Here is a 13743-nt window from a genome sequence, read left to right as displayed (position 1 = left end):
GACTCGTGCGCATGAAAGCTGAGACGCTTTTCTGGCAACAGTGCACGCAGGCCGTCGATGAGGACGGATCGATCGATGCAGAGCATCTGATGGAGCTCGTCATCGCGACCTATCGCAGCCATGAAAGCGAATATGATGAAATCGAGCGCAGCGCCGGAACGTTGCTCATCGAAAACCGCGAACTGAAGAAGACGATCAGTTCCACCACGCAGGTCCTTACGGAACAGCGCAAGCTCTTCGAAATCGTCCTGAACAACCTGCCGCTCGGCCTCAGCGTGTTCGATGCGGACCAGCGGCTGACCCTTTCCAACCTGCGCTTCCGCCAGCTCTTCGGCTTTAGCGACGGCGATGTTGCGCCCGGCACGACGATTGCCGACCTGATGCACAAGACGCGTGGCACTGAGCAAGCCGGAGCCAGGACACGCAGCAGGAAGGAAGGCCAGGAAGCTTCCTCGAAGGCAGGGCGCATCCGCCGGCGCGAATGGCTGATGGATGATGGCCGCATCATCCAGAGCGTCGTTACCATCCTTGCCGACGGCAGCAATATCGCCATCCATGCCGACATTACCGAAGACCGCAGGGCCGCCGAGCGCATTACCTATCTCGCCCATCACGATCCGCTGACCGGTCTGCCGAACCGCATTCGCTTCCGCGAGCAACTCGATGCGGCCCTTGCCGAGCGCAAGGAAGACGAGCAGATCGCGCTCGTGCATCTCAATCTCGACCGGTTCAAGTCGATCAACAATACGATGGGTGTTTCTGCTGGCGACAAGATCCTGCAGCAGGTCGCAGAGCGCATCCGCGCCTCGGCCGGCTCGGAAAACATTCTTGCCCGTCTCGGCTCGGACGAATTCGCGATCCTGCAGACGCACCGCCAGCAGCCGTGGAACATCACAGCACTTGCCGATCAGATCCGCCGTGAGCTCAGCGAACCCTTCTTCCGCAGCGACAAGCAGGTGGAACTCAGTGTTTCCATGGGTATTTCGATTGCCCCTGACGATGCTGTCGAGACCGACAAGCTGCTGCGCAATGCGGCGATGGCACTCTCCCACGCCAAGGCGGACGGACGCCGGCACGAGCGCTTCTTCACCGTCGAGATGGACGAGAAGATGCAGGCTCGTCACGCGCTGGAGGCCGATCTGCGGGCCGCCGTGCAGAACGAGGAATTCGAGCTTCACTACCAGCCGCTCTATGATCTCACGCAACACCGCATCTGCGGCTTCGAGGCGCTGATCCGCTGGAATCATCCAGTGCGCGGCCGGGTCTCGCCGATGGAATTCATTCCGCTTGCCGAGGAGGTCGGCCTCGTGGTCGATATCGGCCGTTGGGTTTTGCGCCAGGCCTGCAACGATGCAGCACAATGGCCCGAGGACATCAAGATTGCCGTCAATGTCTCGGCTATCCAGTTCAGCAGCAGCGACCTGCCGAAGGATGTCGGCGAGGCGCTTGCTGCCGCAGAACTTTCTCCTTCGCGTCTCGAACTGGAGATCACCGAAAGCGTGCTGATGGAAAATCGTGATGAGGTAATGCCGATCCTGCATGCGCTCAGGGAACGCGGCCTCCGCATCTCCATGGACGATTTCGGGACCGGCTATTCGTCGCTGAGCTACCTCTCGAGCTTCCCGTTCGACAAGATCAAGATCGACAAGTCCTTCGTGAACGACATCGCCGAGAACAGGGAAGCACATGCGATCATGCGTGCGATCATCCTGCTTGGCGATGCGCTTGGCATGCGCGTGACCGTGGAGGGCGTGGAAACCGCAGAGCAGATGGCGCTGCTCGAACGCGAGGCATGTGACGAGATCCAGGGCTATTATATCAGCGCCCCAAAACCGTTCGGCGATGCGACCCGCATGCTGTCCATGCCGCCAAAGGCGAATGGCATTACGCCGTTCGCCAAATTCCGGCGCTGATCTCGGCACGTTGCGACTCGCCGGCCAAGCCGTTATCGACGGTATACGAACCCTTTGAAAACCGGTGACGACGATGTTCAAGGCCGAAGCCTTCTCTCCCCACGAGTCTCTGGCTGTGGAGCTCATTCCACATGCGACCGAGGGTGACGACGGGTCCCACGACCTCGCCCATATCCTGCGTGTCTTCCGTAATGCCATGCGCCTCCACGCCGCAGAAGGCGGCAAGGGCCACGTGCTGGCCGCTGCCGTTCTGCTGCATGATTGCGTCGCCGTCGAGAAGAATTCGCCGCTGCGCGCCCAGGCATCGGCACTCGCCGCAGAAAAAGCGTCGCGGATATTGAAAGAGCTTGGATGGGGCGATGAGGATATCGCTGATGTCGCCCATGCGGTGACCGCGCACAGCTTCTCGGCGAACGTGCCGCCGGAAACGCTGGAGGCGAAAATCCTGCAGGATGCCGACCGGCTGGATGCCATCGGCATGGTCGGCGCGGCGCGCTGTTTCTATATTGCAGGTCGGCTCGGATCGGGCCTCTACGATCCCTTCGATCCGGCTTCCGAGGACCGGCCGCTCGATGACAAGCGTTATGCGATTGACCATTTCCAGACGAAGCTGTTCAAACTGGCGGATGGTTTCCAGACTCGGACCGGCCGCGAACTGGCCGCAGCCCGCGACAGAAGCCTGCGCGACTTCCTCGCGGCATTTATGGATGAAATCTAGGAGCCTATGATGCGTGTCAGCGATCTCTTCATCTACCCGCTCAAGAGCGCCCGCGGCATCGCCCTGCCCTCTACCGAGATCGATGCCTATGGCCTGCCCGGCGACCGGCGCGCCATGGTGACGGACGCGGACGGACATTTCATCACCCAACGCGAGCTCCCGGCCCTTGCCCGCATCGACGTACGGCCCGAGGCCGGCGCCTTCCGGTTGATGATGCAGGGCGAGCCTGACATCGCCGTACCGCCGCCGCATCCGGACCGGCGGCTCGATGTCACGGTCTGGAAATCGGTCGTCAGCGCTGCCGTTGCCGACGATGACAACAACGGTAGGCTCTCGGAATGGCTCGGCCGCGACGTAAAGCTGGTCTTCTTCGACGGCGCTGCCAGACGAACGGCAAATGCCGAATGGGCGGGCGAAAACACGCCGGTGACCTTTGCCGACGGTTACCAGATCCTGGTGACGACGACGGGATCGCTGACGGCGCTGAACGCCGATCTCTCGGCCCATGCCGAAGGCGGCATCGGCATGGAGCGCTTCCGGCCGAATATCGTCATCGACACGGACGAGGCCTGGGCCGAGGACCGCTGGGCTGCGATCGAGATCGCCGGCATCCGCTTCGACCTCGTCAAGCCCTGCGCCCGCTGCATCATGACGACGCAGGACCAGTTGACGGGGTCACGCGAGGTGGCGAACCCCATGCCCGCCATGGGCCGCATCCGCATGTCGGGCGATCGGCGCGTGCCTGGTCCGCTTTTCGGCTGGAACGTGACCCCGCGCGGTACCGGCAGGGTCGCGGTCGGCGATGAGGTGAAGATCATAGAAGCGCGGCCGGAAGGCTGGACCTTCAAGGTTCGCGCCCGAGCCTGAACCCGATCTCAGACGCGGGCCAGTGCCGCGTCGATCTCCGCCATCACATCGGCCGGCAATGGACCCTTTTCCAATGCGCCGGCATTTTCCTCGACTTGGGCCACGGTCCGGAAACCGGGAATGGGCAGGGTGCGCGGCGAGCGCGCCCAGAGCCAGGCGAGCGCGCCCTGCGTCAGCGTGCGTCCATCAGACGTGAGCAGGCTGCGCACGGCATCGAGCCTTGCTGCAAATTCCGGCGCGATGCGGCCATCCTTAAAATAGACCATCCATTCGAGTGCTGCACCGCGCACGTCCTTGGCGCCAACGGCCTTGTCCGGCGTGAACTTGCCTGTCAGCAGGCCCATGGCAAGCGGACCGCGGTTGATGGAGATGAGACCGTTCTTTTCGACGACATCGATCATCTGGGGCACGGGCTCGAAGACGTTCATCGTATGCTGGATCGAGACGAAGCCGGACCGACCGGCATGGCGGGTGGCGCGATCGGGGAAATCCGTGCTCCAGCCGAAGGCATCGATCTTGCCCTCTGCCCGCAGGGCCTGAAGCGTATCGAAGACTTCGTCGGACTGATCCAGCGGGAAATCATTGATGTGGAATTGCAGGAGGTCGAGACGCTCCCGCTTCAGCCGGCGAAGCGACGTCTCGACGGACTGGCGGATGAAGGCCGGATCGGCAAAGGCACCGGTCGCCTGCTTCGTCTCCGGATTGGTGGCAAAGCCGAACTTGGTGGCGATGACGATGTCGGCGCGATTGCCGATCGCCTGTCCCAGAACCTCTTCCGAATGGCCGGCGCCGTAATTCGAGGCCGTATCGAAAAAGCGAATGCCAAGGTCGATGGCCCGGTTGATCGCGGCAATGGATTCATTGTCGTCCACCTCGCCCCAGCCGAGCGGCGTGTCGCCCGCGAAGAACGGACCGCCGATCGCCCAGCAGCCCATGCCGAGGCGGGGAACCTCCTGCCCGTTCCAGAGCGTGATGGTGGTCGATGTATCGGGCCTGGTCAGCATGGCTTCCTCCTTGAGCGCTTAGAGACTTTCCATTGCCGGAGAGATAGGGGTGCGGCGCATGGGGGTAAACCGCCAAAACTGAAGACCGTTTTGCAGGGATGAAAAGCCGTTCACGCAGAAAGTTCATCCGGCCGTAAAAGCGTCCGCGCAGCCGGATTCAGCGCCTTGAGTGCCGCTTGAACGAAACCTTCACGCGCTGCCGAAGCCTCCAGACCACGCGGTTCATAGACATGGCGATGCAGAAAGAATCCGGTCAGACGGAATGCCGCCGTGAGGCTTTCGAAATCGGCCGCATGATTTTCCTGCGCACTCAGAAAAGCCGGCAAAAGCAGCATCTTGTCGGCCCAAGGCTCTCCCGCACCACGGCTCACCGCACGGCCGGATTTCGGCGAGACATAGGCGAGATCGGCGCGGGTCCCAGTCGCCGCACATTCGGTAAGATCGAGTCCGAAGCCGAGGTCGTTCAGCACCGCAAGCTCGAAGCGTACGAAAAGCTCACCGGCATCGGTGGGATTGTGGAGATGATCGAGGATGACTTCCAGCGCCTCGAAGAGATGCGGATGCGGATCGCGCTCCGGCAGCAGGCGCAGCAGGGCGCCCATGGCCTGCACGCCGTAGACGGCGGTCGCCGTCTCCATCAGCCGTGCGGCGCGCAGCTTTACCGGTTCGAGGCGGAATTCACCGAGATGTTCATCCAGCCGGGCACGCCAGGTGACTTCCACCTCATTGCCGGGCTGCAGCACCGGCTGCATGGTGCGCGAACGGCCGGAGCGAACGAGGCCGAGATGACGGCCGCGCTCACGCGTCATCACCTCGGCGATGACACTTGTCTCGCCGTGGCGCTTGACGCCAAGAATGATCGCCTGGTCCTGCCATTGCATCGGAAAACCGTCCTTCAGCCTGCCGATTCATTTTAGAGCAAGGCTAGGTCGCTGTCATTCCGCCGGCGACGGGAAAAGCTTCTGGAGGAAGTCACGCATTGCATTCTCGTCGAAAGGCTTGACGAGAAGGGGCACGTCCTGAAGGTCGGTCGGGAAATCCAGCGTATCGGAATAGCCGCTGACAAAGCCGAACGGAATATTGGCCAGCGACAGATCGCGCGCGAAATCGAAGCTCATCGCCTCTCCCAGATTCACGTCGAGAAGCGCGAAATCGTAATCTGTGACCTGGATTGCGTCCCTGGCCTGATCGACGCTATTGGCAATATCGATAGTATCAGCACCAACGAGACGCAGGATGTCCTCCGCCTCCATCGCGATGATCAGACTGTCTTCCAGGACCAGAACACGGGTTCTTGCGTTCATGATCTCCATGCCCCTCGTGAAGCGCAAACATTGCAGCGCTTCGGCCTTTTTGCAAACATCATTCCGTCGGTACCCCGCCTGGACCGTTGACGGTGGTTGCCCACCATAACTGAATAGCCACATTTTTGTCTCCGGTCGATAAAAACGAAAGTCGGAGGAAAGATGACGTGACTGTATTTTCTCTGACGCCAATTTGCATTTAAAAAAGACATCAAGGCTGACCAATCCGACCAGGAGAGATTCTAAAGCGTATCGCAATCTTTCAGATCCGCTCGCAACGCTTTAAGTTATTGTTTGCCGCATGTCGTTGTCGCAAAACCGCTGCACAGTTTTGCGCGACATGCTCTAAGGCCTGTTGAGATTCATCGGGAATTGATCACTGCTGAGCAGATAGATGATGGCTGAGAAGCTCTGGTCGGTTTTGTCCGATCTCATTGCGATGCACTTGAACTCTTTGAGTTTGCAGAAAAAATTCTCGATCGTATGTCGCCATTTGTAGAGTTCGGCGTCGGGCGGCAGCGGCGAGGCCCGCCTTGGATGTTGTGAGATGACGATCTTTGCGCCCCGAAGGTTAGAACGAGGAGGATCTGCCGAGCCATTGGCTTAAATTGAGAGCTTACTACACGTACCTTGTGTCAGCTGGAGATGGTATCGCAGGCATAATCCGGCCAATTCAATCACCGCATCGCGGCATTGCGGTGGCCCTGAAGGGACACGAACACCGTCATACTCGGCCGACCTCACATAGCCCACCAGATTCCGTTGAAGACTGAATGTGATTCATAGAACGTCCGTCTGCGCAACAGATAATGCGGCTGTCTTTGACGTGAGCGAGCGGCTAATGATCTGAAAGCGGGCCATCTGAAGCCTGCGCGGCGTCCGAGGTAGCCACAATTCTACCTCGCTCCATCCCCAGCTGAAGTAACGCCCGGAGCAATGGCGTGTCTGCTGCTACGGCCTGTATTTGACGACGCAGTCAAGAAGCCACCACTACGCTGCTCTGATCCGTACAGTCGTTCTCATCGCAGCGGTCTGGCCGGGGTTGCTGTCGAGATGAAACTGGTTAACTAGATCACGCAGCCTGCTCGCCTCACTCGACAAAGACGCGGCCGCTGCGGTGGATTGTTCGACCATCGCCGCGTTCTGTTGAGTGGATTGATCCATTTGGTTGACGGCGGTGTTGATTTCGCCAAGTCCCGTGGACTGCTCTCGCGCGGACGTCGCGATCGCCTCCATCAGCTGATTGATCCGAGACACATGGTCACTGATCGATTTCAGCGACTGACCCGTCTCAAGAACCAGTCTCACGCCGGTGCCGACTTCGGCAGAGGACTTTTCGATGAGACCCTTGATCTCCTTCGCCGCTGTTGCCGCGCGTTGTGCGAGCTCGCGAACCTCTTGAGCGACAACTGCAAAGCCTTTACCGGCTTCCCCGGCGCGGGCTGCTTCGACGCCTGCGTTCAGTGCCAGCAGGTTTGTCTGGAACGCGATTTCGTCGATGACACTAATGATGTTGGAGATCTGCTCCGAGCTGTCCTCGATTCGCCTCATCGCCTGTTCGGCTTCTGACACGACTGAAGCGGAACGTTCCGCACTGACATTAGCTTCGTGTGCGACATTGCGAGCCTCGTCGGTCCGCTTGGAGGCTGTCGTAACATTGGCGGTAATCTCATCGAGGGCTGCTGCCGTCTCTTCCAGAGAGGCTGCCTGCTGCTCCGTGCGCTTGGAAAGGTCTTGCGCGCCGGACGCGATTTCGCGCGTTCCGCTATCGATGCTGTGCGCAGTCTTCAGCACAGCACTGATCGTCGTACCGAGCTGTTTGAGCGAAGCGTTGAAATCCTCGCGCAACTGCTCGTACGCCGAGGCGAAAGGCTCCGCCAGCTGGAAGGAGACATCGCCGCCTGCCAGACGCCTTAATCCATCGCCTAACGTTGTTGTCGCAAACCTCAGTTGTTCCGCTTCTCTCTCGGCACGCTCCTGTGCTGCGGTACGAGCCGCCTCTGACTGGCTCCGCGATGCCGATGCCTCCTGCTCCAATCGAAGAACGTTTATCGCGTTCTGTCGGAACACCTCCACTGCTGCCGCCATCGCGCCAATCTCATCCGCGCGGCCGGCGTAAGGAATAGCGCTTCCCAGATCGCCGTCGGACAAGATCTTCATGGCAGAGGCGATCCGGCGTATCGGGTTTGCGATACCGAACACGGCAAATATTGTTCCGGCCAAGGCGACTAGGATTGCGAGAGTTGCGATTAGTGCTGTAACTGTGAACGCGTAGCTTGCCGTGGCGCTACTTGCGGCGACATATGATTCGGTCTGACTCAAAATGAAGGCCACCAGATCTGCAATCTTCTGGCTCACCAGATCGGATTGCGGCTCCATGCTCTCGCGGAAGAGACTGGCAGCTTCGGCTCCGCTCGCGCTATCCTGCAATTGGACCATGTGGTCGGCAAGCTCGTCGTATTTCTTAAGCTCGGAGTTGACCTGATTGATCAGCTCGCGGCCTCGCTCGGTGCGGACACCTTTCACATATTCATCGATCGAACTCTTGACCGCAGAATTCGTGTCGTCAACCAGCTTCGCTCCCGCGGCTCGCTTTTCTGGTGACGCCTCCAATAGGTAGCGCGCGTAAGCCAACTTCAGATCGGAGAAGTTTCCCTTGATATCTCTGGCAGTGACCAGACGTTTCATCCAGAAGCTGCCAATTTGCTGGGTGTTGTCGTTCAGCGTCGAAATCGTGCTGAGAGAATTGTAGGACAAGACAACCAGGAAGGCACAGATGACGGATAAAACGGCAATAAGGGCTTGCTTGACACTTGGGCGCTTCATTCAGGTCTCCAGCTCCAAAAGGGCGACCGCGCGGATCGGATAGCTGCAAGAATTCGCCAGATTTGCTAATTTAGAATTAACTTTATTCGATCCAGCCCTTGCTGGCTGGATTATCTATTCTGCTTACAAACGACACATAGCAAGGTCTCCTTATCTGCTATCCAGGGTTTGCATTCGGGCGCTGACTGCGAATCAGGGTGGGGATACAGCCCGACGCACCGAAGTGTGGCCTCGCGAGGCCCGTCTTGGATGTTGTGAGATGACCATCTTTGCGCCGCGTTCGTTGAGATCGGCGATGATGTGATTGCTGTCGAATGCCTTGTCGGCGATCATGCCATCGAATTCGACACCGTCAATGAGGGCTGCGACGCCGACTGTATCGAACCGCTGCCCCGGCAGCACAACGAAACGCACGGGGTTGCCCAAGGCCCAATCAAAATGGGAATCCTGAATCTCAACAAGCCTTAGATGAAAGGGCGCTTTCCTTCGCGCAGCCCTTCCCAGCCGGCCACCTGCATCAGCCCCTCCCCGTCCAGCACGTCGCAGCCGCGCTCCTGCCAACGGATCAGGTTGCGTCCTGCAAGCTTTTTCAGGGTCTTGTTGGTGTGAACGATCGAAAGACCAAGTGTGTCGGCAATATGCTGCTGCGTGATCGGGATGACATTGCGGCCGTTGAAAAGGTTGAGCTTCCTTGCGCGTTCAAACAGGAAGGCGATGAGATAGGCGGCTCTTTCGAGTGCCGTACGACGGCCGATGCTCAACAGGTGTTCGTCGAGAATGCGCTCCTCCTGCGCCGCGATCCAGGTAATATCGAAGGCAAGCGAAGGGTGCTTGTTATAAAGGGTCATCAGCTTGTCGCGCTCGAAGACGCAGAGCGTCACCGGCGACAGGGCCTCCACCGAATGCTGCATCTCGCCCATGATCGTACCCTGCAAGCCGATCAGGTCGCCCGGCATGATGTAGTTCAGGATCTGCCGGCGACCATCCTCCAGCATCTTGTAGCGGAAGCCCCAGCCCGAGAGCACTGTAAAGAGATGGGCGCTGTGGGCACCTTCGACCAGGATGGTCGCGCCGGCATCGACGGCCAGTTCGCCCCTTTTGAATGTCGAAACGAATTCCAGTTCGTCGCGGCTGAACTCTCGGAAATGCGGCAATGGCCGCAACGGACACTGCTCGCAGGGCGTCTTGAAGGAATGGGTGGGTTTTGCCGTCGCCATCTTGTCCCTGCTGTCGCAAAAACCGGCGCTGCAGGGTGCAGCGCCGTTGGCAGATCAATGCGCAGCCAAGCTGATTTGTTCCTTGGAACAGGCAGCGATTTTTATAAAAAAACAAAGGGCTGAGTGCCCCTTGTCAATTTTCTTGTCAAACTAAAGCGTGTCGCGATCTTTCAGATTCGCTTGCCGCGCTTTAAGTCTTTGTTTTACGCATGTCGTTGTCGCGAAACCGCTGCACACTTTTGCGCGACATGCCTTAGCGCGGAAATTCGAGGCCCATTTCACGGAAGCGCTCGGGATCATCGCCCCAGTTCTCACGCACCTTGACGAACAGGAAGAGATGGACTGGCTGTTCAAGGATTTCCGCCAGCTCGCGGCGCGACGCCGATGAGATCGCCTTGATCGTTTCGCCGCCCTTGCCGAGTGCGATCTTCTTCTGGCTGTCGCGCTCGACATAGATCACCTGTTCGATGCGCACGGAGCCATCCTTGCGCTCTTCCCATTTTTCCGTCTCGACATGCGAGGAATAGGGAAGCTCCTGATGCAGGCGCAGGAAAAGCTTCTCGCGGGTGATTTCGGCGGCGAGCTGGCGCATCGGCAGATCGGAGATCTGGTCTTCCGGATAATACCAGGGGCCTTCCGGCAGGGTCTTTGCCAGATAATCCATCACATCGTCGCAGCCTGAACCGTTCTCGGCCGAGATCATGAAGGTCTGCTCGAACTCAACCTTCTGGTTTGCGGTGGCAGCAATCGCCAGAAGCAACTCGCGGTTGACGCGGTCGATCTTGTTGAGAACGAGGATCTTCCTCTGGGGAACATCCTTCAGGCCTTCGAGAATGGCTTCGGCATCACCGCGCAGACCGCGTTCGCTGTCGATCAGCAGCATGATGAGATCGGCATCCTTGGCGCCACCCCAGGCCGATGTGACCATGGCGCGATCGAGGCGGCGGCGGGGCTTGAAGATGCCGGGCGTGTCCATGAAGACGATCTGCGCGTTGTTGTGGATGGCAATGCCACGCACGATGGCGCGCGTCGTCTGCACCTTGTGACTGACGATCGACACCTTGGCGCCAACGAGGCGGTTGACCAGCGTCGACTTGCCGGCATTGGTCGGGCCGATCAGGGCGACGAAGCCGGAATGCGTCGGATTGCTTTCAGCGGAGCTCTCGGCCGCCATTTCGTTTTCTTCTGTCATTGATCCCGTCAATTTCCGGCAGATGTCGACTGCCAAATGCCTTCGCGCTCGAGCATTCTCGTCGCGGCGACCTGTTCTGCGGCGCGCTTAGAGCGCTCTATGCCTGTTTCCGGTGCAACGCCAGCGACTTCTACAGTCACCTTGAAGCGTGGATCATGATCCGGTCCGCTGCGTTCTTCAACCCGGTAGACGGGTGTGACGCCATATTTGGCGTGCGACCATTCCTGCAATTCGGTCTTTGCATCACGGCGGGCGCCATCGGCGCGCACCGCCCTGCCCTCCCAATAGCGCAGAATGAAGCGTCGGGCGACCTCCAGGCCGCCATCGAGATAGAGCGCGGCGATCAGGCTTTCGACGACATCGGCGCGCACGTTCATCATGCGCTTGCCGGTCAGTTTCTTCACGTCGGCGCCGGTGCGGATATAGAGGTGGAGATTGAGTTCATCGGCAACTGCCGCGCAGGTTTCGGCGCTGACGAGCTGGTTCAGCCGCACCGAAAGCTCGCCTTCGGTCGCGGCACCGAAGGTGCGAAACAGCAACTCGGCGATACAGAGCCCGAGAACCCTGTCGCCGAGAAATTCAAGCCGCTCGTAATTGCCCTTGTCGGTGCGCGCACTGGCATGGGTCAGCGCGCGATCCAGACGTTCCTTCTCGGCAAATTCATGCCCGATCAGGCTTTCAAGCTTTGCGCGGTCCGCCGCTGAGAGCGCCTGCGCCTTGCTCATTCAACAACCTTGAAGAGACGGTCCCAGCGCATGTTGGTCGGCCATTTCCAGATTTCGCGGAAGGACGTATCGTTGCCCAGCGAGAAGAAGATGACGCTGGCGCGGCCGACAAGGTTTTCCGCCGGGACGAAGCCGACGTCGAAGCGGCTGTCGAGCGAGTTGTCGCGATTATCGCCCATCATGAAGTAATGGCCTTCCGGAACGATGAACTCGCGGGTGTTGTCGCCGCGCGAAACCGGCGACTGGTCGAGCGTGTCATAGGTCTTGCCATCATCCAGCGTCTCGCGGAACACCGGCACGTCCTGGCCCGGATCGAGCTTGTAGTCGGAATTGAAGGTACCATCGGGCACCTTCGGAACCGGCTTGCCGTTGATGTATAGAATACCGTCTGTGACCTGGATATGATCGCCCGGAAGGCCGACGACGCGCTTGATGTAATCGACCTCAGGATTCGGCGGGAAACGGAAAACGACGATATCGCCGCGCTTCGGATCGGAACCAAAAATGCGGCCGCTGAAAATGTCCGGCGAGAAAGGCAGCGAATATTTCGAATAGCCGTAAGCAAATTTGTTGACGAAGATATAGTCACCGACCAGCAAGGTCGGCATCATCGAGCCCGAGGGAATGGTAAAGGGCTGGAACAGTACAGTCCTGATAACCATCGCCAGGACGAGAGCCTGGATGATGACCTTGATATTTTCCCAGAGGGCATTCGGCTTGGCTTCGACTTTTTCGGACACGCAGTCTTGTTCCTTCAAGACGCCATGAAGGCGCATTTCTTTCTGATGTTCTCTCTAGCGGCTTCGGCCGGTGGCGGCAATAACGACAGCATTAAAAGCGACGAGGTGTCGCTATGATACGGCATTCGGCAGCGCTTCAATGATCACAAAAGCCTGAGCCAAGGGATAATCATCCGTTATTGTCAAATGAATGGCGGCCTTATGGCCGGCCGGCAGCATGGCCTCAAGGACGGCGGCGGCACCGCCCGTCAGCTGCATCGTCGGCTTGCCGCTCGGCAGGTTGACGACGCCCATATCCTTCCAGAAAACGCCCTGCGAAAGCCCGGTGCCGAGCGCCTTGGAGCAGGCTTCCTTGGCGGCGAAGCGCTTGGCATAGGATTCGGCGCGGTTGGCGCGGCGATCCGAGCGGGCGCGCTCGATCTCGGTGAAACAGCGATGCGTGAAGCGCTCACCGAAGCGCTCAATGGATTTCTCCACGCGCCTGATGTCGATGAGGTCGCTGCCAATGCCGATGATCATGCGAGAGGCCTTTCGGGATAGAACTGCTTCGGGCTCAACCGGTCGGCATCTCGGTGGCGGGATCGGCGAGCCGTAGCCGCGTATGCTCCATCAGCCGGGCGCGGCGACGCGCCTGAAAGCCCCTCACGGTGTAGAATGTCAGTACATAAAGCGCAACCGAGGTGATGGCCGCCGGCGGGATGGCGCCGATCAGCATCGGCTCCAGCACCGGTTTCCAGAGTTCCGTAAAATGCAGCTTGTGGAAGAGCTCGGCGAGATCGATCGTCTGTCCGGCCATCTGGTCCTGCCGGCTGAGCAGCAGGTGACCGACTTCCCAGGTGATGCCCCAGATGAAGGGATAGGTCAGCGGATTACCGAAGGCCGCGCAGCCAAGTGCCGCCGCCACCATATTCCCCGACAGGAAATAGGTGATGAGGAAGGCCATGACGAAATGCACGCCGATAAAGGGTGTCCACGAAACGAAGACACCCGCAGCGACGCCCACCGCAACGGCATGCGGCGAGGCAGTCAGGCGCAGGACGCGCATCATGAGATATTTTGGCGGGCGCAGAAAACCCTTGCGAGGCCACACGAGCTCTCGCAGCTTTTCCTTAAATCCCGCAGGCTTGCGACGGCGAAACAACATGGCGCGTATTTAGTGCAGTGCACACCGCCATGACAAGAGCGGCAAATGGAACCGCTTCACAAACAGGCCGCCTATTCTTCTTTTCTTCCAAGG

At 59.3% G+C, this 13743-nt stretch carries 14 protein-coding genes; 3 read left to right on the top strand and 11 right to left on the bottom strand.

Annotated elements, in window-relative coordinates; translation table 11 throughout:
• Positions 1 to 11: 11 nt before the first annotated feature.
• From J2X71_RS14795 to J2X71_RS14785, 3 genes are all read left to right on the top strand, one after another.
• Positions 12 to 1913: an EAL domain-containing protein gene (locus J2X71_RS14795; protein ID WP_310382815.1), complete on the top strand. Its 1902-nt coding sequence runs from the start codon at positions 12 to 14 to the stop codon at positions 1911 to 1913.
• 73 nt (positions 1914 to 1986) lie between these two features.
• A complete protein-coding gene (locus tag J2X71_RS14790) occupies positions 1987 to 2631 on the top strand; it encodes an HD domain-containing protein (protein WP_113324897.1) in 645 nt (214 codons plus the stop codon).
• A 9-nt stretch (positions 2632 to 2640) separates the two neighbouring features.
• Complete coding sequence (locus J2X71_RS14785) at positions 2641 to 3498, top strand: MOSC domain-containing protein (RefSeq protein WP_310383296.1); 858 nt, start codon at positions 2641 to 2643, stop codon at positions 3496 to 3498.
• Positions 3499 to 3506: 8 nt separating this feature from the next.
• On the opposite strand, the gene J2X71_RS14780 is transcribed toward J2X71_RS14785, so the two are convergent.
• The 11 genes from J2X71_RS14780 to J2X71_RS14725 form a co-directional block, all read right to left on the bottom strand.
• The gene (locus J2X71_RS14780) at positions 3507 to 4502 is read right to left on the bottom strand and encodes an aldo/keto reductase (protein WP_310382814.1); all 996 of its coding nucleotides are present in this window, start codon (positions 4500 to 4502) and stop codon (positions 3507 to 3509) included.
• 110 nt (positions 4503 to 4612) lie between these two features.
• Positions 4613 to 5383, bottom strand: a complete 771-nt coding sequence (gene recO / locus J2X71_RS14775; protein ID WP_310382813.1) for a DNA repair protein RecO — start codon at positions 5381 to 5383, stop codon at positions 4613 to 4615.
• 54 nt (positions 5384 to 5437) lie between these two features.
• On the bottom strand, positions 5438 to 5929 hold the full coding sequence (locus tag J2X71_RS14770) for a chemotaxis protein CheY (protein WP_310383294.1): 492 nt from the start codon (positions 5927 to 5929) through the stop codon (positions 5438 to 5440).
• A gap of 867 nt (positions 5930 to 6796) precedes the next feature.
• Positions 6797 to 8632 (bottom strand): methyl-accepting chemotaxis protein, encoded by a 1836-nt coding sequence (locus J2X71_RS14760; RefSeq protein ID WP_310382811.1) that lies wholly within the window; start codon positions 8630 to 8632, stop codon positions 6797 to 6799.
• A 192-nt stretch (positions 8633 to 8824) separates the two neighbouring features.
• A complete protein-coding gene (locus J2X71_RS14755) occupies positions 8825 to 9046 on the bottom strand; it encodes a hypothetical protein (protein ID WP_310382809.1) in 222 nt (73 codons plus the stop codon).
• Positions 9047 to 9096: 50 nt separating this feature from the next.
• Complete coding sequence (locus J2X71_RS14750; RefSeq protein ID WP_310382808.1) at positions 9097 to 9849, bottom strand: Crp/Fnr family transcriptional regulator; 753 nt, start codon at positions 9847 to 9849, stop codon at positions 9097 to 9099.
• 253 nt (positions 9850 to 10102) lie between these two features.
• On the bottom strand, positions 10103 to 11041 hold the full coding sequence (gene era / locus J2X71_RS14745; RefSeq protein WP_310382807.1) for a GTPase Era: 939 nt from the start codon (positions 11039 to 11041) through the stop codon (positions 10103 to 10105).
• Positions 11042 to 11049: 8 nt separating this feature from the next.
• Entirely contained in the window at positions 11050 to 11766 is a 717-nt protein-coding gene (rnc, locus tag J2X71_RS14740) for a ribonuclease III (RefSeq protein WP_007820142.1), read from the bottom strand.
• On the bottom strand, positions 11763 to 12506 hold the full coding sequence (lepB, locus tag J2X71_RS14735) for a signal peptidase I (protein ID WP_007820140.1): 744 nt from the start codon (positions 12504 to 12506) through the stop codon (positions 11763 to 11765). The genes rnc and lepB overlap by 4 nt, the downstream gene beginning before the upstream one ends.
• Positions 12507 to 12617: 111 nt before the next feature.
• On the bottom strand, positions 12618 to 13025 hold the full coding sequence (gene acpS / locus J2X71_RS14730; protein WP_310382806.1) for a holo-ACP synthase: 408 nt from the start codon (positions 13023 to 13025) through the stop codon (positions 12618 to 12620).
• A gap of 34 nt (positions 13026 to 13059) precedes the next feature.
• Positions 13060 to 13650 carry a DUF2062 domain-containing protein gene (locus J2X71_RS14725; protein ID WP_310382805.1) on the bottom strand — a complete coding sequence of 197 codons (591 nt, stop codon included), beginning with the start codon at positions 13648 to 13650 and terminating at the stop codon, positions 13060 to 13062.
• Positions 13651 to 13743 lie beyond the last annotated feature (93 nt).

It is taken from the genome of Rhizobium sp. 1399, assembly GCF_031455475.1.
Taxonomy (GTDB): domain Bacteria; phylum Pseudomonadota; class Alphaproteobacteria; order Rhizobiales; family Rhizobiaceae; genus Rhizobium.
The sequence above is the reverse complement of the archived record's forward strand: the minus strand, read 5'-3'. Positions and strand labels throughout refer to the sequence as shown.